We start from the raw sequence: 22,418 nt of genomic DNA, 5'->3' as shown, positions 1-22,418 counted from the left end.
CTTCTTTCTCCTTCAATGGCATAAATTTAAGGATGGATAAACGGCTGTTCTGATAGTAAAACTGCAAAAGGTAAGTTTTCTGCTCATCACTTAAGGCATGAAGGCCCACGTAACGCTTGAGTTTGCCGGTGACAACCGCAGTCAATGCCTGGGGATTTGTCTTAATCTCTGCAATGGCAAAGGTAGAGGACATTTTTTTAGTTTTAATAACCTTAGCCTCATTGGTGAGTTTTCGAAGTAGGTCGGAATAATATTTCGGGTTTACAAAAGAAAGCAGACGCTGATGATTAGCATCGACCGTTTCAGGTGTGACGTTTAAACGCTCATTGACGAAATTCTCACTCATTAGGCTTAAGTAATGGCTGTCAACGTTTGTAGTTGACTTAAAATAACTCGCACCACCTGAAAAAGGCGTGACCTCTATCGTGTGGTGAGACCACACCTCGTAAAGGAAGCAAGACAACACCACGTTAGCGAGCAAAAGACCAAACACCAATACAACCATCAAATTAAATCGGGCTGACAATTGACTTAAGCGACTTTGGTAACTTTTAAAATCCATGCGAGTCTCCTTAAGCGACATACACGCGATGGTGTGATAAGGGTAAATTAGGTAGAAAAAACTGGGTTAACCCACTTGGCAAATACCAATAGGCAAGAACCAGCAATACTTTTGGCCCCTCACCTTTCTTCAAATATCGCAAGCCACTTAACAAACCCAGACCGAACAAGGACACCAGCACTTTTTGATTAGCAACAACGAGCAACATAAACCCAAGACCTGCAACGATGAGCTCATCTAGCGTCAGGGTTAAAATCCTTTTGGGCGCATCAATATGATTTAAGAATTGATAACTCATGCTGCTCATTTAATCCTCCTTAAAACACGAACGTTCTGAGTAAGAAGGCGGGAATAAAAGCCACCGCGGTTACACCCACAAAGACCATCGGGTTTTTACTTTTCACAGCCATTGCCGTTGCTAAAATGATGTCTACTAAAATAAAAACTTTCCAAAACATCGACCCACTGCCTAACGAATCTTTGACATCGCCTTCTAAGGCTTTGGCTAATAAATCATTAGCCAACACGTTTTTTGAAAGCAGCAGAAAGATAAATGTTGTTCCCCCTTTTTGTAGCAAATCGACTATCTTTTTACCCATTTTCATGCTTTTTCTCCGTTTTAAGGTTGTAAAAATCCCTTAAGCAATTTTTCGCCTAATATTTAATCACTAATTAATGTAAGTTGATGAGCCGTCTAGGCTTTTTAAAATTGAGTGCTCATTAAAATATTCCTGCAATAACTTTCACTAATCCTTGTTCAAGGAGCGGTCTTGCATCTTGAAACTTCAACTTCACTTTATCTGCATTAGAGACCATCCAAGTTCTGTAACGCTGATATTGATTGTCTCGTAGAGAGATTTGAGACGTCACACTTTCTACAAGTCGATTTAAAAATATAGTCTTTCGGGTCTAACTCTAACAAAAGACCTCGAACTGTATCTCGCCCATTGGTAGCTCTGTTTTTCAAATCTGCAACTTTTATACGCCAATCGTCAGGCATAGACATCAAATAAGCATGAAGGCCCTTTGCGCCCCAAGAAAGAAAATTATCCTGCAAACAGGTATTATCCAAAATTACAAAATTTTGTTGTTTTTTATATATTCGTAGTACAGACATCTTGAACTTCCATTTCTATTTTTCCTGATAATTTTTATACGGCACGGTTTGGTTTAATTCAGAGATAGAGCGAAATCGAGACAAGTGATCTTCAAGACGTAATTTCGCTTCTTGAATTTTTTTTCTTCCAGACCTTTCCGCAGCTAGAGACAGTGCCTTATTTTCTTTGCTTGAAAGTTTTATGGTTATGTGAACTGACTTATATTGAATCTTTTCTTTCATTACAAATCCTTGTATTAGATATTTCAATTTAGATTCGATGGCAATCTTTTTATGTAGTAAATCATTTACAGAACTTTTAAGAAACATGTAAAATACCATGCATATTTTTGACCTTTTTTTTGATTTTGATTTATTTATAATCAATCTTGTATATTATGAGGATTACCCATGTTTCAGGGAATAGAACGCGTTTACTGGAATGATATCCGCGATACTTTCTACAAAGTTACACCTGAGTTTACATCAAAAGTTGATGCACTCTCTCCTGATCAAAACTACCCCTTATACATTTTGAGTTTTCCGTTTGGATCAATAATTGGAGATGATAAAAGCCAATTCATACCCAATGATGATGGATCATTTTATCGATTAAACGCCTCTGATACACCCAAAGATATCTTTGATGATATCGGATATGGAGCTGATAGCTCGCCGCTTGGAATGGTACTAACTAAAAGTATTGAATTTTTTGTAGATCTTCCTGAAAAAAATAGAACGATACCTATAGCAATTATGAACCCAGGGGATTTCTTTAATTTCACTCGTGTTCTAAGTGAATATAAACCGCTTCCATACGCTCCTAATGGATTGTTAAACGCTGCCGCAGGAGCAAGAACTGTTTTTTCTCTTCCATATTTAACTTGTAATACATCATTTAGAAAGCTTGAAAGAGAAATTGGTGTTTTAAGCAAAATTCCTTCCAGCCTATATGACCATTGGCAATTGTTTAAAGATATTGTTGCTTCAAGTGATAATAAGGGGAATTGGAATATGCAATTAATTTATTTTTCAAAAAAATGGGTTAATAGCATTCTTCATGATACCAAATGGAATTCCATTAAGTCTTTTTTGTTTCAACTGGCTTGGAAGGAGTCTGAATATACTCGAAATCAATATTATTTTGATATTGCATACTCTTTAATGCAAGAAAAAGGGAACTTTGCTATCAATCCTTATCTAACAGATACAGCAAGACATGTTCTTGATATTGCTGTTGCTGCTTACCCTGGTCTTTCTCCAATTAACGATGACAATTTGGTACCATTAAAGCTTTTGCAACACACCTTAACGTACTCTTATGGTTTAAAAAAATATATTCCAACAATAATTGCCCCTCAGTATTTTTCGTTACATAATAAAAATGCTGATGTCTATTACTCTATGCAATATCCTACCACCCGTGCATTTTCTCCTAAAACACAAAATACAATTAGCACACTTAAAAACCTGGAAGACTTAAATAGAATAATTGAAAAATTCAAATTATTTATTCTTAAAGATAATGGGATATGGCAAGGTTCTATTCTACAGAATCAAGTAAAAAACACTGAAATTACATATATTCATACTTCAAATGGGTTAGATATAACACTATCGCAAGAAATAGTACAAAAAGATCCTCGATTCAATTTCTATTATTCAAATTGCGCGACTGATAATGCCATGCCAGCCCATACAGCAAATTTTTTTCGTGGTTGCGTTAAGCTGTCAACAACTGAGGTCTAAATTGTCTACGATTAACTCTGGAACATAATATCAATGATAAGCAACCTATTATTCCACAAAAAAACCATATATAGTTTTCTCCAAAAACCACCTGTATTTTTCCGCCAGTTAAAGTTCCAATAATGGTTCCAAACGCATATAAAAACTTGTAGTGCCCCATGGCCTTACCTCTTTTTTCAATTGAAACATATTGAAAGCAAAGAAGCTGGGATAAAGTTGTTCCCAACATTTCACCCAATGTTGTGATCAAACAAACCACAATTACAAGCCAGTAAGCAGAAGAAGCCATGCTTAAAAGGAACATTCCTCCTCCAAGAAAAAATACACCTAGCCCCATCGATAAAACTTGATTTTTCTTAATTGCATTTTTAGTTACAGTTGGAAGTAGGAATATTATTAGAAAAGAATTAAGCATGAATATGAAACTAGCGCCAGAGTCACCATAATATTTTGTTAAAAATAATGAATAACCTACTCTTTGTTGAGCAAATATAAGTCCAAGCAAGAAAATAATACCTAAACTTAATCGATATAAATTTTGATTTGCTTTTGAGCGACCTTCATCATGATTTACTTTCTTTATATGCACCTTATCTGAGCTATCTAAAAAGTAAAACAATGCTGATATTATTAGAATGGTACCTATCATTACAAACATATATATAGGATTGGCTTTGGATAAGTAACTTACAACAACACCGCCAATGCCTAGTCCAATATTAGAAGACACATTCAATAAACTTATTGCCAACGCTCTTTCACTTTCCATTTTGCCAGCTAATGCTGTAATTAAATAATCATTACAGATAACATAAACATAACTTGCCATTCCTAATATCAGCATTATTACAGTGATAAGCCATGTTGATGTGGTACTACAAATAGCAAAAAAACAAATTGCCTGTAAAATTAATGAAATTCCTGATAATTTAAATGGATTACTTTTATCAAGCAACTTTGAAGTCAACCAAGAACCTAATAAGTTGCCTAAGACAAAACAGCCAACAATCAAGCTAATTGTATCAGTAGTTAATAACAAATATTCATTTAAGAAAATAGCAATAAAAAAAGATACTCCTGCTGAGATGGATTGGAGCATATAAAACAGTAGGTATAGTTTGCACTTTGTATTCAAGTTTATATAAGAATATAAATATTGTTTAATAAAACTCATACCACTCCCTTAGTAACTTAGTTTATTGAAAATCTTCTATTTTCAAATTTAATTTGAAAAGAATTTTTTCATCGTGCAATCTTTTTTTCTCAGCAGGTATATAGAGTGTTGAAATAGAACTAATAGTCTGATTTATTAATAATTCTATAGCAAATTTAGTAATTTTAGGTTTAATCCCCGGATAAAGAGCCGCCTCATACAAAATAACTTCGTGCTGTGAAGAGTATATTTTTAATAGCTTCTCTTGAATAAGGGATAATCCCTTTTTAGAATTTTTTTTTACTACAGGCTCGATATTTCCAACCATTCCTAATTGCCAAATAACAAGATCGTAATGTTTATCCACCTTGTCATCAAATATTAAAAAGCTCATAGCTTCGACAGATAAACAACCATTTTGGCTAGGATCCACTTTCAAATCAGCAAAAAGACAATCTTCTGCAGAAATACCAGGCAATACAACAGTTTCAATATTTCGCTCTTTTGCTCTTTTTATGGCATCTAAACCAGGTGATGAAAAAATTGTTGGATGACCATATAACACTATAGAAACAAAATCATACTGCTCTGTATAATTAAGTATTTCGTCAGCTATTTTTTTATAAGATTCAGCCCGTTTTTCATATAAGAAGTAATGGTTTTCAAGAGATATACATTTTTTACTATATTTATTTAACCATTTTTCAAATATTGGTTCATTAACTAAATACAATACACAATCGGCTTGCTTAATATAAGCTTGTGCCTCAATGGTTAAATGCGAAATAGTTTTGATCCCTGATCCAATTAATACAAGTTTTTTATTCACGATTTCTAAAACTTGCTATTTTAGTTGTATCAGTAAAATGTGTTTTATTAGAGACCTTCACCCTAATAGCAAGACTATCATTTCCTAAAACATCAATTATTTTTTTTTCTTCCTCGTTAAAAATAGCCGAATTTGCTATCTTTTCAAAGTAATTTAAGTCTTGCATTGCTGTACCCCTTAACCATTTTTGTTTGAACATTACTTCAAATTATAATTTTTTCTTTTTTCTGGCCATATTTTTTCTTTAAAGTAAATGCTTAACTTTGCAGCAGGAGGCGTTGGATCTCCTTTTTTTCTGCCATCTGGAGCCAAGCTATCTAGTTCTTCTTTACTTAAATCCTGCTGCCATTCATCAAAAGCTATTTTGTATAACTCTTCCTCAATTGCTTTCTTTCTTTCCAATTCGGCTTTTTTTGCTTCGATAACTTTTAATTGAGCCAATTCTTGAGGAGATTGGTAATTTGGTTCGAGCCAAGCTTCACCTCTTTTTAATACAGTAATCAATGTGGCCAGTGGATTTGGATATTCTTTGGTTTTTGCGTTGTATTTTAAAGAATAAGCAAAATGATTGATAGATTCTTGTACCACATCAGGAGTACTTTTATTTTTAATTTGTAATAAATGCTTTTTATTAAATCCTATATATTCAAGTGGGCTAATATCTACATCTTCCCAATTATCCAATAAATCAGTTATCGACAAGGTACTAGTTTCTATGGCTTTATTTTTGGTAATTTCAAAAGGTTTTATTGACCCTTTTAAGACTTCTCTTTCCAACTCATTGCAAATATTTTCATTCAATTGATACCTTGACCATCCTAAGTGCCCAGGTTGAAATTCTATTCTCTCTATAAATTTTTGTTTCAATAGAAATCTAAGAGCTGTTCTTGCAGAATCTTTTGAAATATTAATATAAAGCATCATATCCCGAAGCTTTACTCTTGGAGTCTTATAATCCTCTCCTGCACTTTGCGTCAACTCATATAAGTATCGAAATAATTGTAGTGGGTTGCTTCGTAAATCCGCAAAACACAATAATTTAGGCTTATAAACCCTATTCATAGACCCCTTTGGAGGCAAGGTGTCAATCATGCTAACGCGTGACGGCGACTCTGGCTTATGAACAGGGTTTATACTCTCTTTTTTTTGGATTGATGATTTATCTTCATAACTATCTACCAGCCAAGCTCTCCGTTTTTTTCCGGTAAGTATTCTTGGTTCATTACCATTTGGTAGTTTTTGAGCAGAAGTATCATCCTTTAGCTCGGGCAACAAGTCGTCCAATCTTGCCATTTTATGCTACCTCAGCTTCTTTCGTATAACTGAATATATATTGAAGCAAGTCTTGATAATCCTCGGCTGCATTATTAGATTTGCCAGAACTATAAACATTATTTGATTTTTGAATGCTTTTTGGAATTTCTGAGCAATAGCGTATTACTACCGGGCATAAATGATGAATTATTGCATCTTTTTTCTTGGCACCTTTAATCGCCTCGCTTGTAGTAGATATTCGACGATCTATACTGGAAAAATAACAATGAATATCAATATCACGCTCTAAATTGAACGTATCTTGTAATTCTTTAATTTCATTTAATATTTTTTCAGCACCATTAATTGCATAATTATCACTTCGCATGGGTATAATAACAGTTCTCAATAACTGTGGGTCTAACTGAGAAATAGCACATACACTAGAAGCAAAAATGCTTGATAGTTGCGGGGTATGATCTTGAAATATTTTTGTGTTACTGCCTAAGTGCCTAAATATTTCATGATAAAAATGTAGCATCCCCTTTTTTATATCAGATGGTTTTGACAATACTTTATCTATATACGCTTGATTTAAATTTGACTTAACAAACCAAACATTGTTACCAACCTCAGTAAGAATACTTTCGATTTTTGCTTTACCCTCAAGAAAATCAATTAAAATTAGTTCATCATCATCTGCTGGAGCACCAAACTCAGTCGCTGTAAAACTACCTTGTGAGTCAGTATCAACAACAACAATAGGATCTTTGCGGGTATGAATTCTGCGAGCTGATGCACTTAAAGAATATGTGCCTGTAGTTTTTCCAACACCACCACACAAGTTTGCAGTTAATATAACCCCACCTTTTTTAAAGTAATCCTTTCCGTTCTCTAATAAAAATTCAGTTGCTGCCTCAGGAGACAAGCCGACAATTCGATCATTAATCCTAGTGACTAGCGTATCAGGTGCTTCTTTAAAATAGCGGCTAATCAAAGTTTTATTAATATCAGTAAGTCGGGATAGCTCACTAATTTTTATTTGGGAAACATCCACTTTTATCTTCCTTGCTTAACTGAAACAAATTTAGATTAAATATTAATATATTGTTTCTGTTATTGCAAATAGTTGTTTAAACTAAATTAGTATCTGATGAGATTTATTGTGGTAAAAACAATTTATGAAAAAATCTGATAATACCAAAGGGGTCTATGAATCACATTTATAGACCATAAAGCAATGATGGGAGGATAGTAGGTTAGCTAAATTATGGTAAAAAAAGACCTAACTTCCTCCTCTTTTTAGCACAAACTGTATTGTCCCGTGCGAAAAATAGTAAAACACGTTCACCACTTAAAATATATATTTTAAATCAGGTAGATTTAATCAATGTTATTTATGAAAGGGAACGGTTTTTAGTCAATAAGATGAGTTAATTATAGTTTGTATTATCAAACAAATGATTAAACCCGTTTTCTAAAAAAACATCTTATTTAATTGGTAGTAATAGTATTTAATAAATAATTATTACTAATTACTATTAAACCCCTTTGGATTTTTAAAATTACAAAGGGGGGCTATAAACCTCTTTTAGAGCAGGCTAAATATATTTTTATGTCAGAGTAGTATCGTTCGGCAAGACCCTATTCATAAACCCCTTTGTATAATGAGGTTTATGAATAGGGTTTATAAGACGTGTCCATCATAGCCATTTATAAACCCTATTCATAAACCTCATTTATGAATAGGGTTTATAAACCCCTTTGTATTGATTGGCTATGTTAAAAATTCTCCTTATTAAACTTAATTGGGTCCGGTCATTTCGAGACACGGAGCTTAGTTGCTGTCGCGAAATGATCTAGATGATTAGGTTGAAAGGCGTAAGAGGTATTGATTGATTTTAATTTCGCAGACTATATCATGCAGACCTAAAAAACAACGCTCTTTATTACCTTTGTGGTAAAGCGTTTTATAAAAAGAAGAATAATGATTTTAGATGTATCGGGGTTTGACCAAGAAGTTAGGGAAGGCGAGGTCGTGATTAAGGTCGCTGATGATCATCGTCTTGTACGATTAGCGCGTAGCTTACCTTGGAGGTCGTTACTTGAGTTAGTATTACCGGATTTAGAGCGCACTGAGCGTGGCTGCTATTGGATGGGCAGACCCTTGCGAGTGCGTATTCATTTAGGTGTTTATCTGTTGCAGCAACTGTTTGATTTAACTGATAGGGCAACGGAGCAACAGGTGCGTGATAATGCGGCGTTTCGCTTATTTTGTGGTTATGGTCACTTAAAACACTGGCATGTACCCGATCACACGAAGATAGAAGCGTTTCGTTCAAAACTTAGTCCTGAAACCCAACGAGCCATTGCGAACCTTATCAGCCAACATGCGGTGCGCTTAGGCTATGGCAATCCAAGTGAGTTAGATATTGATTCAACGGTTCAGGAGGCTAATATTGCCTATCCTGCTGTGGCTAATTTATTAATTAAAGTGGCCCTATTGGCAAGCCGGATAGGCAAAGCACTTAATGAGTTTTGCTACGCTGGTGCTAAGCACTATAAGGTTGAGTTATCTTATTTAAAACAATTAGCCCTCTATTATTTTAATTTAAAGCGCCAAGAGGTACGAGTAGAAGTCCTCTCCATTGCACTCAAACGTTTATGGCAAGATACGTATGCTGAAGTGCTTCCTATCTTAAACCATCTTCATGAGTTAGGCCCTTTCATGAGAGAAAAAGACACAAGACTTAGGCGGGCCGTCGAGCAACTGAAGTGGCGCGGTGCGTTACTCTTAGAGCGCTTACATGGCTATCTGTTTGAGGGTCATTCTACTACAAGCATCTTATCGCTTCATGCCTATGAGGTCGCCTGCTTTAATAAAGGCAAACTTAATAAGAAACTTGAGTTTGGCCGCGCTTATCAACTTGGGCGCATCGGCGGTAACTTTTTGTTTGTAGGTTCCTGTGTAAATCTCCAGATGCCTGATGCCCAATCACTGCCGTTAATGCTTTATACGCATGAAGGGCTATTTGGACAGCATACCCTTGCCTCGTCCAAGGCGAGCACTTAACGCCCCTAAAGAAACCTCCTCCTTTGCAACCCGACTTACTTTACACAATCGGCGAGCCGGTATTGAAGCACTCATTAGTCACGCAAAAAGCGGCGGTCAATTAGGCCGCAGTCGCATGAAGTCCGATAATACAACGTTAAGTGCTGGCTATACTGCTATATTAGGTTTTAATCTAAGGCAACTGACACGCTATTTGGCAGGGGAGGTGCGTCCAAAAACAGTAAAATCGATTGAAAATATAACAAAAAGGTGTATTTTAGACAATGAAATAATAAATCCTCTGGCCGCTTAGCGGCAAGACTGAGCAGCTTGTTTGCTGTGTTTAAACTATTGTTAAAAATAGTTCTGATTGATGGTTATTTAAACGAAACATTCCGCGACAGCGACGGCTTATCCACAAAAACAGTGGATAAGCATGTGGAGAAGGGTAATTAATCCTTTTATTCTAGAGGATTTTATATGATGCTTATATTTTACATTGTTGTTTAACAGTCAGTCAGCTAGTTGACTTGAATGGCAATATAATTTAGCACATTAACTTTAAAGAACAACTGATTAACTTGAGCTAACCATTCTACTAATTTAAAGCAAAAACTATCTATTTTACTAAGTTTTTAGTACTTTGCTGATAAGGTTAATGAGCTTATCAAAATTGTAATTTTACTATCTATGTTGGAGAAAATAATTAATGAAATGCAATAAGCCATGGTTGTATTTAGGAATCATTATAGGATATTTATTTGGTTTCATTTATTTTGCTTTTGGCGTTTATACTCATAGTCACGGCAAACAAAAAGAACCAGATAGATACGAGAATCATTCGGTAAACAATTTGCAATAACATCTCGGAGTTAGAATGAAAAAAGAAGGACAGATTACCTATCTTAGTAAAATTCCTCAGTTATTTCTTGGGTTTTTCATTGGTCTTGTGCTGTGGAGTTTAACGCTCATGGTTTTATTAGTTCTTAATTAAATTAAACGAAAATTGTCTCCCCTTCCTTCTATCAATTGGTTCAATGTAGGGGTTTCCCAAGCCTTGCCCTCTGACATAATTAAAATCTTTTTCTGGGCTATATAACATAACTTCTTTAAGTCTTTTTCAAAGCATCAAACTTAATTCTATAAACTAAGATAATGTTCTATTTCTTACAATGTAAATTTTGGATTTTTTCTTAAATTGATTGCAAACCCTTTAAGCCATGAGAAAAACTTGTTTGAGTGGTTTGAATGACCATTCTCAATGAAAGGCTCTAATGAACCATCCCACTCCTCAGTTAGCAATTTATTATTATCAGCTATGTTCAAATTAACTGGTTGCACTAGATAGAAGATTCATTACATGGCTGCTTAAAGCTAGCAGCCATGATGAATATACTTATATGGAAAATTAACTAATAACACACCCTTTTTGAAGTGAGGAGGCAGATTTTTTTTCTTCTAAAAAATCTAGATCGGCATAGTCAATAGATCCATACACTTTGAATTTCCCTATGTCTGAAAGATGAATTTTCAAAGCCCCTTCTACGGGAATAACATGACTACGATCTGTTGCAAAGTATTTGATATTCGTTGTTCTTTCATTCCACTCAGTTGCATCAGAGCTACGGCCACGATTAATTACTAAATTCTCATTGATAAACATAGTATTATCGACCTGACCGAAATAGATAACCTTGAATACACCAGGTTGGTAAACTTCAGTTCCTTCCAACAACGGATCCCCCGTTCTTAATGATCTTGAATATTCAAGTGCTTCATATTCGGTATTAAATAACTTAATTTTTTGAATATTTAAACCAGAAAATGAGTCATGTATTTCTCTGCTGGGTATTATCTTTCTATAATTCATCCCAAAATTCATCTCAAGGAAAGATGGTTTTGGATTGGTAATTCGGATTGGGTTGCCCACAGAGTAAAAAACATTTTCCTTATATACTTTTTTCATTCGCTCCATTTCTTCAAGGCCCAACTGATTAAAATGTTTATTGACTTGGGTAGTAAGGCGCAATTCTTTTTGATTAAAAAAGCTAAAGACATGTTTTTGTATGGCTAATGGCAACTTTTTTTCAAAATCACTAGGCTCAATAATTGAATCAACCTTCGCTGCTTTATGATGTTTCATATTTTATTCTCTTGCATTTAATTTTGGCAGTATTATACCTGTAACTGAATATAAAATATCTTTTTTTGTTTATCTTACCGTGGTATTTTGTATAATAAAAAACGACCGTTATTTATTATATTTTTTGTATATGTTTTTCACTTTATATATGTAATATGTTCTGTATAATTTAATTCTTAAATAAGGTTAATTATTAACATGCATCTTAAATGGATAAATTATGTCCAAAACCATTGCCTATATTCGCGCATCAACAGATAAACAAGATTTGAACAATCAAAAATTGGAAATTTATGAGTTTGCTAAAAAAAATAAATTAGTAGTGGATGATTTTATCCAGATGACTATTTCCAGTCGGAAAACGATTAAAGAGCGGCGTATCGATGAAATGCTTTCTATTCTTAATGATGCCGATACCCTGATTGTTACAGAACTTAGTCGTCTAGGTCGAAGTACGGCAGAGGTGATTGGGCTTATCAATGAGTTAATCAAAAAACAAGTTCGAGTCATTGCTATCAAACAAGGTCTTGATATGAAGCAGCATGATATGACCTCTAAAGTGATGATTACCCTTTTTTCATTATTTGCTGAACTTGAGCGTGATTTAATTAGCATGCGGACTAAAGAGGCGCTCGCCAGCAAACGAAGAGAAGGGATTCGCCTAGGTAAGCCCAAAGGAACGATTCAAAAAAGCAAGTTCGATAAAGATGTCGATAAAATCAGAGAACTATTAAAATTAGGACTATCAGTTAGAAAAATTGCTTCCTATTTAGGTTATAGTAATCATATTGGCCTTAACATGTATGTTAAGAAACATAACCTTAGACAAGCAGCTTCTGTATCATGACTGATAAGCATTCAAATCGCTATGCTGTGCCTGAAGATGAGAATTTTGAACCTGGCGCGGAAGAGGGCATACTTAAAAATTTTCTAAAGATTAAATCCAAAGATAAAATAGAAATTATTGAGGAACAGGAATTACAACGAACTGAATTAGAATTGCTAGAAATTTTTGATGAAAATCATTGTTTCAGTGCTGAAGATTTATGTAATATTCATGAATTATGGCTTGGAGATGTTTATCCTTTTGCTGGGAAATACAGAACAGTTAATATGGAAAAAGCAGGGTTTCCTTTTGCTCCAGCAATAAATATCGCTAAACTAATGGTAGCATTTGAGAAAGAATACCTCTCTAACTATACACCATGCCATTATACTGATCTAGATGAACTAGCTTATGCACTAGGTGTTGTACATGTTGAATTTATTATTATTCATCCCTTTCGCGAAGGAAATGGGCGCACGGCACGCTTGCTAGCTGACTTAATGGTTATGCAAGCAAAAAAGCCGCCCTTAAATTATACTGCCATTGATCAAACACAAAATCCCGAAGGATTCTCTCACTATATTCTCGCAATTCATGCTGGGTTTACAGGAGATTACTCTTTAATTAAAAACATTTTTAAATTGTTAATAGAGCAATCTATTTAGATGTTTTATAGATTTTTTTCTTGCCCTGTGAAGGTATATTAAAAGATTGGAGAACAAGGTTTTTTTCATAAATGCCTTCAACGCCACACGATGTTCTTACGGAGCGCTGTACTAGACGCTTACGATTGTCAGCATCTTTTAAATAGGGATTTGTATTGATAAGAGTTTGTTTTTTCATAATTAAAGTATAACACATTTAAGCTTTTGTCTTAAAGGAATATAAAACAATACGTAACCCTAAATAGTCGTTTTGCCAGACTTTTCTAACCTTAACGTTTCTATTTAATTTTTTTCCATTTTATTTCAATGCCAAGTTCGTATTCTTCGCCTTCTTCTTCATACTCAAATTCCACATACACATCAACTGGCACATAAATACGTTTTTTGTGTATTTGTAGTTGAAAGCCTTTGTTTTGCTCAATAGCCGCTGCAATTCGTCGCAATTTATTGGCAACTGCTGATGAGCCGTATATCTTTTCCAGTTCTATTGTCTCTTTTTCTGTCATAAAAACCTCCAAATTCTAGCGCGTTATATTCAAATTAAATGATTTAAAAATCATTATTAACTATAGTTAGCACAGAACGTTAACAGTTTAATTGTTGTGAATAGATTTGATTTTTACCTGCTTTTTTGGCTTTATATAGTGTTTGGTCTGCTACGGAAACCACCTCATCAATTTCATTGGTACATACAGGCGGGATGCTAACAATCCCGATACTAATGGTTGGCTTTGCAAGTTTTACGTCTTGTTTAAATTTTTGTTGAATTTTGTTGCAAAGGGAAATGGTCTCTTCAAGTGAGATATTACTTAAAATAGCTGCAAATTCATCACCACCAATCCGGAAGGTGGCATCATTGGCGCGCCCAGCGGAATCTTTGATAGTGTTTGCTAACTCCTTTAAACATAAATCACCTGTAGGATGACCATGCTGGTCATTTATTTTTTTAAAGTCATCTACATCAATTAAAATTAAATTTAAGGGGTGATTATTTCGTTGGGCTCGTCTAAATTCTTCGTTAAATCGTTGATCAAAATAGCGGCGGTTATAAAGTCCTGTTAAGCCATCGGTAATCGCTGTGCGTTGAACTTCTTCTAAGGCTTTATCTTTTTCTTTGGTGAGTTCTATAGTTTCTTTTAATAACGTCGAAGGGAATTTAGCGGTAATGATTAGCATGATAACAAAAAGTAAGAACATAGAGGCTAAAATAGTATGGTCAAGGTCGCCTAGCCAATAATTGTAAAGAATAAGCGGTAAAAACATAGGAATCAGATAAGCGTAATAAGCCGGTAAATAAATGGAAAGCGAGGCAAGTGCTCCTGAGGCCATGCCACCTAAGGCGAGCGTAATCACGTTTTGATGCATGGCTAAAAAATAAGGGTAAAACCAAATATAACAGATTCCCCATAAGGCACCCATGAAGCCTGTTAAGAGGATAAAAGTAAATTTGATTCTATCTTTTTTTAAGAGGTAAGCGTGCTTATGAATACTTTGCTGGCTGTAAAACCAGCGAGTGAGACTTAAAAAGCAAATTAACCCATACCAAAGGGTTACTTCTATCACGGGAGCTTGCCGATATAACAAATAGCTCCAAATAAACGTGGATAAAAAAATATTAAATGGAATTGATTTCAATGAGCTTTGTAGAAGCAGCAAAAAACATTCATCCTGCAACTCAAAAATTCCTTTTTTCATCACCATCTCCCGCGTTTATCCATTCTAATTATAGAAAAGTCTTTCCATTTTAGTTGTATTTTATCGGCTAGTTACCAAGCAATGCTTAATCCAGACGCTTGGCTTTCTTGACCAGTCATTCATGGACTTAGCCTTAATCTAATTACACTGGCTATACTTAAGCTAGAACAACTATATAGGCGCAACTATGCTAGAGCGTTTAGTTTCTTTGGAGAAGGTAGATGAACTAGAACAAGCCTTGCTGCATCTAGTGCTTAACTTTTCCCAAGATGCCATCATCACTAAAACACTTCAAGGCTGTATTACCAGTTGGAATCCGAGTGCTGAGCGCCTTTTTGGCTACTTATCCCATGAAATCATTGGTCAGCCTGCAATGCGTTTAGTCCCACCAGAGCGCTTAGAGGAACACACTATTTTTTTAAAGCGTGTGTCCTTGGGTGAAAAAATAGAACAGTTTAAAACTGTTGTGTTAAGAAAAGATGGTCAAAAAATACCTGTGTCTTGTTGCTTTCTTCCCTTGAGAGATAATCAAGGTAGCATCGTGGGTGTTTTTAATATGGTTCGCGATATCACTAGCGATAAAAAAAGAGAAGAAACCGAGCAGCTATTAACCTCTATTATTAATGCTTCTGATGATGCGATTATTAGTAAAAATTTACAAGGTATTATCACCAGTTGGAATCCGGCAGCCACGCAAATCTTTGGCTATAGCGCGCCTGAAATCATAGGTAAATCCATTCTTATGTTAATTCCCTCAGACCGCTTCAATGAAGAAACCTATATATTAGAAAAGATAGCCTCAGGTGAGAAAGTTGACCATTTTGAAACGGTGCGCATCCGCAAAGATGGTAAGCCAGTGCATGTGTCTGTGTCTATCTCACCGATTAAAAATAAGGAAGGTATCATTATTGGGGCGTCTAAAATTGCACGTGATATTACCGAACTTACGCTGCAACGCTATTTAGCGACACATGATGCGTTAACAGGACTTCCTATTTTACGGCTCGCTTATGACCGACTGAACCGGGCGTGTGCGCATGCTAAACGCAATAAAACGAAAGTGGCCGTTTTATTCCTAGATTTAGATGGCTTTAAAGCCCTTAATGATACGTACGGCCATACCACAGGCGATGTGATGCTTAAAATCATTGCGGAGCGCTTAGTGAGTTGTTTGCGTGAGGAAGATACGGTGGCTCGCATTGGTGGCGATGAATTTTTAATCATTTTAGACAACATCTCAAACCAGCGCGTTATCAAATCGATTGTTAACAAAATCATTAAAACCATTAGTGAGCCAATTGACTATGATGACACTTTGTTCAAATTGAAAGCCAGCATCGGTGTTGCGCTTTATCCGGATGACAGTGAGGCACAAAATGAGTTAGTGCAATTGGCCGATAAAACCATGTATGCCGTGAAGAAACGGCAGAAAGAAGCTTATGGTTTTTATGCTGATTACAAAAAAAATCGGCTTGATAAGTAGTTACCCTTCCTAGCCTCAACCAACGCGTTTAAAGATGAACTAAGCCTATTGGGTTTTCCCGCGTATCTAGCTAAACTAACAATGAACGCTTTAAGACCACATGGCGGAATAGTATTTTTTGCAATGCGCCTTTTTATTATAGCTTTTAAAAATTAATAGGCTAACTTTATTATAGTGGTTGCGACTAAAAGGGAACAATATGCCAAGGAGAACTAAGTTAGCAACGGGATTAATTGACTTAAATCTAGCTTATCAAGCCCTTCATTCAGCCAACGATGGGATAACTATCGTTGACATGCAACAGAAAGATGAGCCGTTGATTTTTGTTAATCGTGCTTTTTTGCGAATGACAGGGTATAAGAAAAAAGAGGTACTTGGGAAAAATTGTCGGTTTTTACAAGGAAATCTTGCACAACAGCCTGAAGTTTTAAAGATTCGCAACGCGTTAAACAGCCATAAAAAATGCCGTGTTGTTTTAAAAAATGTTAAAAAGGATGGTTCATTATTTTTAAATGAATTGAGTCTTGCGCCTATTATAGAAGCTGATAAAACCGTATCGTATTATATTGGCATCCAAAAAGACGTAACCCATGAATTTTTACAGAAACAACAGATTGCTTACCTTGCTGACCATGATGAGTTAACAGGATTAGATAACTACAGAGGTTTTTTTGCAAAAATTAATGATCTTCTTGTAAGAGGAAAAAAACAAAATTTATATCTTGCGATTGGTATTGCAGATATCAATTCTTTTAAACAAATTAATGACCAATATGGCCATGTTAAAGGGAATAAAATTTTAAAGCTTATTGGCTTACATTGCGCTATTGAATTTAGAGACTATGACATTATTGCACGTTTTGGCGGCGATGAGTTTTGCTTTGCTTGTTTAACGCAGCATACACTGTCTAGCTTTTTTTACGAAAAGATTAATACTATTATCAATAAAGTTAATCACGATTTAGAGAACCCATTAGAAGTTTCAATGAGTGCAGGAATTCACATTGAAAAAATAACCACTAAAACGAGAATAGATAAATTAATTCATCTTGCAGATTGCAATATGTATAAAAATAAGCATTCTATTAATAATTAATGCGCTAGTTTAGTCATTAGTATTTATCTAGGCTCGGCGTTAAACAGACGAGACTCATCGGTTGATGTATTAGGCGTAATTGACTCAACAACACGGCTTTGTACCTGAGTCACTTTTAAGGTTCGCCCCAGCCACTGTTTGCCATTCATGCTTAATGCCTTTTCGGCTTCCTCTTGCGAAGAGAAGGTGATAAACGCTATCCCTTTTGACTGACCGGTAAAGCGGTCTTTCACCAAATCAAACTCAACGATTTTACCGTATTTACAAAATGCCGTTTCAATATCATGTGCCGTGGCCGAAAAGGGCAAATGTGCGATGTAGAGGGTTCTTTGGTTCATAGTAATGAGCTATTCCTTAAGCGTGACGAGCGCGCAATAACCTGGGAATAGAAAGAAAATTAACAGAAACAATTTAGAAGGCTTATTGTGCGCTTTTTTTAAAATTATCTTAGCTTAATTACCGAAGGTGAGCAATTGCGTGAGGCACCTAAATAGACTAGCATGAACAACGTATAAGGTTCATTAAGACGTATTGCGTTGTCTTCCTTTTCATAAGATAATAACGTTTAAATCTAAATGATTTTTATTGATGTTAGATGTCTGCGTTATACCAACTTCTGTTTAAGAGCCAAGTTAAAAAACCATTAACTGACCAAGCGCTTACTCAATTAGCCAAGCTTTGTCGTTTCAAAAACTTTACCCATCAATTAAGCGGTCTTTTAGTTTACTCTAATGAGCATTTCTATCAACTACTCGAGGGAAGACTTGAGTCGCTTGAAAGCGTTTATCAGTGTATTTTACAAGATAGGCGTCACCAAAAGGTGGTGTTACTTGCTAAAGAGCCTATAGCTGAGCGCACGTTCTGGCGCTGGCATATGAAGCGTGCTGTTATCGATGATAAAGGGGATATAAGAGCACAGCTGATTGCGCAGATGCAAAAGGATAATCTCTTAGCAAGTACTAACAAAAATGATGGAGGCTTTATCCTTAAACCCTTTTCTAATATGCTTTTTAAGCAAGTAGTAAAATCGTCTTCTACTCTATAATCATTAACTAGTTACGTACCTATTTAAACTAACCGGGTATGGTCTAATTGGTAATTTTCTCTAGAAATATCGCTCATGATTTTAATAACTTGGCCATAATAACCTAGTTGTCCTAGGACTACTCGGTTGATGATAGGGTTGTAGCTTTAAACAGTCTTTGTGGTCTAAAGGCTGATTAACTAACTCATTGACTCGTTTATCGCCATTTGAATGATAAAAAAGAGTGATGTGGGGATTAAATTTATCTTCTGCACTTATGACGCCAAATTTATCTAATTGTTGTTGCTCCTCTAACGACATAGTAGGGTATCGGTCTTTAAATTGCTGCAACATCCCTTGCCGGTAAGGTAAGCACACCTTAACAATATTATGATGTAATAATTGCAATGCGCTACTTGGTTGGATCTCCCAAAACACATGTCTTTTTGTAGCTTTAAGTTCTTCTTTCATTGCAATGTCTAAAAAATTAAAGTTTTCTAAAATGTGCTTAATCTTAAAGAGTAGCTCGTCAACCGCACTTAATAGAAACCGACCTTGGAACAAACTAATATGATAACGTGTTTGAATATTTTCTTTTTCTGGCATAAGCGTTGCGATTAACTGATTAAAATGAGCCGCCATTTGCTCAATAGGCTTAGGTAGCTTAATAATAATGCCAATCTCAATGACCTGTGGCTCTAACGTGTTAAAGAACTGATTTTATTGATTATCAGGGATGTATGATACTGTAATTGACTTACTTATTAATTGCTTTTTGTTAAAACTATTTAATCAACTGTTTCGAACACACTGTTTATTTATATTTTATATTTAAACGCTTATTCTAATACCTAGTTATTGGTTATAAAAAGCTATTTTTAATAGAGATAGTCGTTACCTAAATCACGGTAAATGCTCATGTATGCCATGAAAATAATTAATAAATTAACAAACTAAAGGATGAGGTTAATGAATTTAAATTGCTTTTGCAGAAGTTTATTGGCGTTAATAATGACAACTACTATGTCCTTTGCTTCTGCTTTGGATACTGTGCAAGTGGATGTAGCACCCTACCTTTGGGCTACCAGCATGCAAGGCACCGTTCAGGTGGGTCCTAAAAGAGTTTCTATTTCGCAGTCATTTTTTGACTTGATGAAGCATTTTGAAGGTGGGGGCATGCTTTTTGTGAATGTGCATCAAAATAGATGGGGTTTATTTGGTAATGCCTTATACTCTGTTTTGGAAGATAGTCACGATTTTCATAAAGATAATCATGACTTTCATAAGATACGTGTTAGAGCACGTAATAATTTCGGTATTGTTAGTGGCGGATTGTCTTATACTTTTTTCTTAAAACCGGTTTTTGATACGCCAAGTCCTGACCTCACTTTAGAGTTATTAGCTGGCGCAAGAGCTACCTTTAATGATACTAACGTCACACTTGGTCATTTTGCTTTTAAAGATAATAAATTATGGACCGATCCAATCGTTGGTGCGCGAGTAACAGTTCCTCTAAAACCTCGGATTCATTTTATTGCCGAGGCTGATGCAGGTAAAGTTCATTCCCATCATAGTTATGATGCACAAGCTTACTTAGGTTATCAACCAGTCAACCCATTATTATTTAATAATGTAACCTTATATGTGGGGTATCGTTATTTACATCAATACTTTTCCACCGGACATAAACTAAACTATTACCTTTGGGACATGGCTATTAAAGGCCCCGTGTTAGGTTTTAAAGCGATGTTTTAAAAGCCAAAAGTTAATTTAAATGACATTAGTGCCATTTTTGTAATTACTATTTAACCTTTAATAGCGGTAATCATTAGCAGCATAAATCTTTCCGCTAACAACCGTTCCCCACACCGGAATGTCTTTTAAATCAGTGGGCGGTGTTGTATAAGGATCGTTATCAAGGACTGCAAAATCGGCCCATTTACCAGGCGTAATACTGCCAATTTTATCATCCACGCCTAAGGTATACGCTGCATCGATGGTAATCATACGTAAAGCCTGATTCAGGCTTACGCGTTCAGCCGGTCCGTGGCCTTTTCCTGAAAGACCAAACCGATTAACAACCATCCAAACTTCTTTAAGAGGTTCAGGGGAGGAAACAGGGGTATCGGAGTGGAGAGAAGTGGGTACCCCTGCGCTCACCAGCGTATGAAAAGCGGCTGCGGTATCAGCGCGCTCAGTCCCAATTTTTGCTTCATTTATTTCAGCGCGAGCATACAAATAACTAGGATTGACACTCACAACGCCGCCTAATTGTTTAAGGGTTTTAGCCATAGCGGGGGTTGAGATGCCATAGTGTTCTACAGAAAAGCGATGGTCAAACCGCGGTTTTCGTTGCATAAGCTCGGCAAGGGCACGAATGGTAGAAGCGTTTCCACCATTGCCATTGGAATGAACATGAATATTGAATCCTGCATCCCACCATGGAGAAATAACCGCAGCAAGCTGATTAGGCGGGGTGATGTATTGACCTTGATGCCCATCGATGTAGCCCGGATTTTCTACTACCATATTCAAACTTACAAAGGCATCATCAGAAAAAAACTTAACGCCCTTAAACATTAATTTATCCGTACTTTCTTTTTGTAAGCTTTTTACAAAATCAACAGCTTGGTCTTTTTTATCCCGACTGGCACTTACTGCATCGGTAATAGCCACTAAACGCATGGGCGTTTTGGGATTATTAAAATACTTATTATAAAGCGCATGCTCCAATTGAAAATCGATGATACCAAAGGTTAATTCAGTAGTGGTGGTAATGCCATTACGATGACTTAAATCCATTAAGAACTTCACATTTTTATAGGCATCTTCTGGTGTTGTTGTTGCAGCAAAGACTTTTTTTAGAATAAAGGTAGCTGCGGTAACGCCATAAAACTGGCCGTTAGGTTGACCCTTTTTAGTTAATTTAAGCCCATCAATTTGCCTATCGTTGCTGGTGATGTGAAAAGCGTTGAGAGCCGCTGTATTAGCAAAAGCAATATGTTCTGAAGCGTCCCATACAATAAGCGGAAGCGTAGGCGACACCTTGTCTAATTCATTCGCATCTAATGAGCTTCCCATAGCAATGATGTCATAACCCCATACTAAAAGAGGTTTGTTAGGGTCTTTATGGTCTGCTACATATTTTTTTAATCTGTCCATTGCTTGCGCTTTGGTTTTTACGCCAGGAAAAGGTGGCCCATAAGGATTAGGTGTAGGTAGGTAAGTGAGCAAGGGGCGCGACATGGCTGTACCGCCAATTAAGGGGTGACCATGAGGCTCAATAAAGCCCGGCAGCAAAATTTTTTGTTCAAATGTTTTATCAAGTTTATAAGGATAAGTCGTTAACCATGGTTTTAGATCGTCTAATGATCCAACAGATAAAATCTTACCATCTTTAACAGCCACGGCTGTTGCCGTGGGCCACGCAGGGTCCATAGTAATAATTTTTTTTGCTATAAAAACAGTGATTGGATTGGTGTCATTTTTATCGACAGACCATGAAAGTGGGCTTATGGCAATAAGTAAAACGCTTAGTATTGGCTTAAACATTAATGTAACATTCCGTTGCTTTAGGATGAAATAATCCTATCAAACATCGTTAGCTGTAACAACAAACTTCATTACGAAAGGCACCATTCATTCTTATTGGTTTATGGTAAAAATAAATAGAGATGTCATATTGATCAATTCTGCTTTTTAGATTGAGGCAAGGTTATATTCAGTTTAGTTTTTTTTTAAACTTGATTATTTAAGTAGGTTTAAAAAGTTAATGTGCTAAATTTGGTATT

General features: G+C 35.6%; 27 protein-coding genes. 9 read left to right on the top strand and 18 right to left on the bottom strand.

Annotated features, from left to right (window positions below; all coding sequences use genetic code 11):
• The 6 genes from traE to DYH30_RS16800 all read right to left on the bottom strand — a co-directional run.
• Nucleotides 1-562 (bottom strand): type IV conjugative transfer system protein TraE (traE, locus tag DYH30_RS16825; protein ID WP_115332902.1); only part of this gene is annotated, 562 nt, incomplete at its 3' end.
• 10 nt (nt 563-572) lie between these two features.
• Nucleotides 573-869, bottom strand: coding sequence for a type IV conjugative transfer system protein TraL (gene traL / locus DYH30_RS16820; protein WP_115332901.1), 297 nt, complete (start codon nt 867-869; stop codon nt 573-575).
• A gap of 10 nt (nt 870-879) precedes the next feature.
• Nucleotides 880-1,167: a hypothetical protein gene (locus DYH30_RS16815; protein WP_115332900.1), complete on the bottom strand. Its 288-nt coding sequence runs from the start codon at nt 1,165-1,167 to the stop codon at nt 880-882.
• A gap of 115 nt (nt 1,168-1,282) precedes the next feature.
• Nucleotides 1,283-1,378: a complement resistance protein TraT gene (locus DYH30_RS18480; protein ID WP_242604760.1), complete on the bottom strand. Its 96-nt coding sequence runs from the start codon at nt 1,376-1,378 to the stop codon at nt 1,283-1,285.
• On the bottom strand, nt 1,368-1,679 hold the full coding sequence (locus DYH30_RS16805) for a hypothetical protein (RefSeq protein ID WP_242604761.1): 312 nt from the start codon (nt 1,677-1,679) through the stop codon (nt 1,368-1,370). Before DYH30_RS16805 ends, DYH30_RS18480 begins: the two co-directional genes overlap by 11 nt.
• Before the next feature lie 15 nt (nt 1,680-1,694).
• Nucleotides 1,695-1,901 carry a TraY domain-containing protein gene (locus DYH30_RS16800; protein ID WP_115332908.1) on the bottom strand — a complete coding sequence of 69 codons (207 nt, stop codon included), beginning with the start codon at nt 1,899-1,901 and terminating at the stop codon, nt 1,695-1,697.
• 168 nt (nt 1,902-2,069) lie between these two features.
• Here DYH30_RS16800 and DYH30_RS16795 point away from each other — a divergent pair, with 168 nt between their 5' ends.
• Nucleotides 2,070-3,407: a hypothetical protein gene (locus DYH30_RS16795; RefSeq protein ID WP_115332899.1), complete on the top strand. Its 1,338-nt coding sequence runs from the start codon at nt 2,070-2,072 to the stop codon at nt 3,405-3,407.
• On the opposite strand, the gene DYH30_RS16790 is transcribed toward DYH30_RS16795, so the two are convergent.
• Genes DYH30_RS16790 through DYH30_RS16770 form a run of 5 tightly spaced genes read right to left on the bottom strand, consistent with a single transcriptional unit; the run spans nt 3,382 to nt 7,700 of the window.
• Complete coding sequence (locus DYH30_RS16790; protein WP_115332898.1) at nt 3,382-4,581, bottom strand: MFS transporter; 1,200 nt, start codon at nt 4,579-4,581, stop codon at nt 3,382-3,384. The two genes, DYH30_RS16795 and DYH30_RS16790, sit on opposite strands and share 26 nt — an antisense overlap.
• 22 nt (nt 4,582-4,603) lie before the next feature.
• Nucleotides 4,604-5,389, bottom strand: a complete 786-nt coding sequence (locus tag DYH30_RS16785) for an SAM-dependent methyltransferase (protein WP_242604762.1) — start codon at nt 5,387-5,389, stop codon at nt 4,604-4,606.
• Nucleotides 5,382-5,588 (bottom strand): hypothetical protein, encoded by a 207-nt coding sequence (locus tag DYH30_RS16780; RefSeq protein WP_115332897.1) that lies wholly within the window; start codon nt 5,586-5,588, stop codon nt 5,382-5,384. Before DYH30_RS16780 ends, DYH30_RS16785 begins: the two co-directional genes overlap by 8 nt.
• Nucleotides 5,588-6,682 (bottom strand): hypothetical protein, encoded by a 1,095-nt coding sequence (locus tag DYH30_RS16775; protein WP_115332896.1) that lies wholly within the window; start codon nt 6,680-6,682, stop codon nt 5,588-5,590. Before DYH30_RS16775 ends, DYH30_RS16780 begins: the two co-directional genes overlap by 1 nt.
• Before the next feature lies 1 nt (nt 6,683).
• Nucleotides 6,684-7,700, bottom strand: a complete 1,017-nt coding sequence (locus DYH30_RS16770) for a ParA family protein (protein WP_160116246.1) — start codon at nt 7,698-7,700, stop codon at nt 6,684-6,686.
• Between the two features lie 930 nt (nt 7,701-8,630).
• Here DYH30_RS16770 and DYH30_RS16765 point away from each other — a divergent pair.
• Both DYH30_RS16765 and DYH30_RS18475 read left to right on the top strand, forming a co-directional pair.
• On the top strand, nt 8,631-9,716 hold the full coding sequence (locus tag DYH30_RS16765; protein ID WP_242604763.1) for a transposase: 1,086 nt from the start codon (nt 8,631-8,633) through the stop codon (nt 9,714-9,716).
• Entirely contained in the window at nt 9,691-10,008 is a 318-nt protein-coding gene (locus tag DYH30_RS18475) for a hypothetical protein (RefSeq protein WP_242604764.1), read from the top strand. The genes DYH30_RS16765 and DYH30_RS18475 overlap by 26 nt, the downstream gene beginning before the upstream one ends.
• Before the next feature lie 1,095 nt (nt 10,009-11,103).
• Here DYH30_RS18475 and DYH30_RS16760 read toward each other — a convergent pair.
• A complete protein-coding gene (locus DYH30_RS16760) occupies nt 11,104-11,838 on the bottom strand; it encodes a hypothetical protein (protein WP_115332894.1) in 735 nt (244 codons plus the stop codon).
• Between the two features lie 220 nt (nt 11,839-12,058).
• Between DYH30_RS16760 and DYH30_RS16755 the strand changes: the two genes are divergently transcribed.
• Both DYH30_RS16755 and DYH30_RS16750 read left to right on the top strand, forming a co-directional pair.
• The gene (locus tag DYH30_RS16755; protein ID WP_115332893.1) at nt 12,059-12,685 is read left to right on the top strand and encodes a recombinase family protein; all 627 of its coding nucleotides are present in this window, start codon (nt 12,059-12,061) and stop codon (nt 12,683-12,685) included.
• On the top strand, nt 12,682-13,329 hold the full coding sequence (locus DYH30_RS16750; protein WP_115332892.1) for a Fic/DOC family protein: 648 nt from the start codon (nt 12,682-12,684) through the stop codon (nt 13,327-13,329). Before DYH30_RS16755 ends, DYH30_RS16750 begins: the two co-directional genes overlap by 4 nt.
• Here the strand turns inward: DYH30_RS16750 and DYH30_RS16745 are convergent.
• The 3 genes from DYH30_RS16745 to DYH30_RS16735 form a co-directional block, all read right to left on the bottom strand.
• Complete coding sequence (locus DYH30_RS16745) at nt 13,322-13,507, bottom strand: hypothetical protein (protein ID WP_131740710.1); 186 nt, start codon at nt 13,505-13,507, stop codon at nt 13,322-13,324. The genes DYH30_RS16750 and DYH30_RS16745 overlap by 8 nt on opposite strands.
• 100 nt (nt 13,508-13,607) lie before the next feature.
• Nucleotides 13,608-13,835: an amphi-Trp domain-containing protein gene (locus DYH30_RS16740; protein ID WP_115332890.1), complete on the bottom strand. Its 228-nt coding sequence runs from the start codon at nt 13,833-13,835 to the stop codon at nt 13,608-13,610.
• Nucleotides 13,836-13,914: 79 nt separating this feature from the next.
• Entirely contained in the window at nt 13,915-15,024 is a 1,110-nt protein-coding gene (locus tag DYH30_RS16735; protein WP_160116245.1) for a GGDEF domain-containing protein, read from the bottom strand.
• A gap of 187 nt (nt 15,025-15,211) precedes the next feature.
• On the opposite strand from DYH30_RS16735, the gene DYH30_RS16730 reads away from it, so the two are divergent.
• Both DYH30_RS16730 and DYH30_RS16725 read left to right on the top strand, forming a co-directional pair.
• Nucleotides 15,212-16,507, top strand: a complete 1,296-nt coding sequence (locus DYH30_RS16730) for a sensor domain-containing protein (RefSeq protein ID WP_115332888.1) — start codon at nt 15,212-15,214, stop codon at nt 16,505-16,507.
• Nucleotides 16,508-16,706: 199 nt separating this feature from the next.
• Nucleotides 16,707-17,603, top strand: coding sequence for a GGDEF domain-containing protein (locus DYH30_RS16725; protein WP_115332887.1), 897 nt, complete (start codon nt 16,707-16,709; stop codon nt 17,601-17,603).
• Nucleotides 17,604-17,626: 23 nt separating this feature from the next.
• Here the strand turns inward: DYH30_RS16725 and DYH30_RS16720 are convergent, their stop codons facing one another.
• The gene (locus DYH30_RS16720; RefSeq protein ID WP_115332886.1) at nt 17,627-17,941 is read right to left on the bottom strand and encodes an RNA recognition motif domain-containing protein; all 315 of its coding nucleotides are present in this window, start codon (nt 17,939-17,941) and stop codon (nt 17,627-17,629) included.
• Between the two features lie 257 nt (nt 17,942-18,198).
• On the opposite strand from DYH30_RS16720, the gene DYH30_RS16715 reads away from it, so the two are divergent.
• Nucleotides 18,199-18,648, top strand: a complete 450-nt coding sequence (locus tag DYH30_RS16715) for a BLUF domain-containing protein (protein ID WP_115332885.1) — start codon at nt 18,199-18,201, stop codon at nt 18,646-18,648.
• Between the two features lie 81 nt (nt 18,649-18,729).
• Here the strand turns inward: DYH30_RS16715 and DYH30_RS16710 are convergent, their stop codons facing one another.
• Nucleotides 18,730-19,269 (bottom strand): hypothetical protein, encoded by a 540-nt coding sequence (locus tag DYH30_RS16710; protein WP_115332884.1) that lies wholly within the window; start codon nt 19,267-19,269, stop codon nt 18,730-18,732.
• Between the two features lie 369 nt (nt 19,270-19,638).
• Here DYH30_RS16710 and DYH30_RS16705 point away from each other — a divergent pair, with 369 nt between their 5' ends.
• Nucleotides 19,639-20,382, top strand: coding sequence for a hypothetical protein (locus tag DYH30_RS16705; RefSeq protein ID WP_131740714.1), 744 nt, complete (start codon nt 19,639-19,641; stop codon nt 20,380-20,382).
• Nucleotides 20,383-20,439: 57 nt separating this feature from the next.
• Here the strand turns inward: DYH30_RS16705 and DYH30_RS16700 are convergent, their stop codons facing one another.
• Nucleotides 20,440-22,179, bottom strand: a complete 1,740-nt coding sequence (locus tag DYH30_RS16700; protein WP_207385798.1) for an amidohydrolase — start codon at nt 22,177-22,179, stop codon at nt 20,440-20,442.
• Nucleotides 22,180-22,418 lie beyond the last annotated feature (239 nt).

Origin of the sequence: Legionella busanensis (assembly GCF_900461525.1) — a bacterium.
Classification (GTDB): Bacteria; Pseudomonadota; Gammaproteobacteria; order Legionellales; family Legionellaceae; genus Legionella_C; species Legionella_C busanensis.
This window is presented reverse-complemented; position numbering and strand designations above follow the sequence as displayed.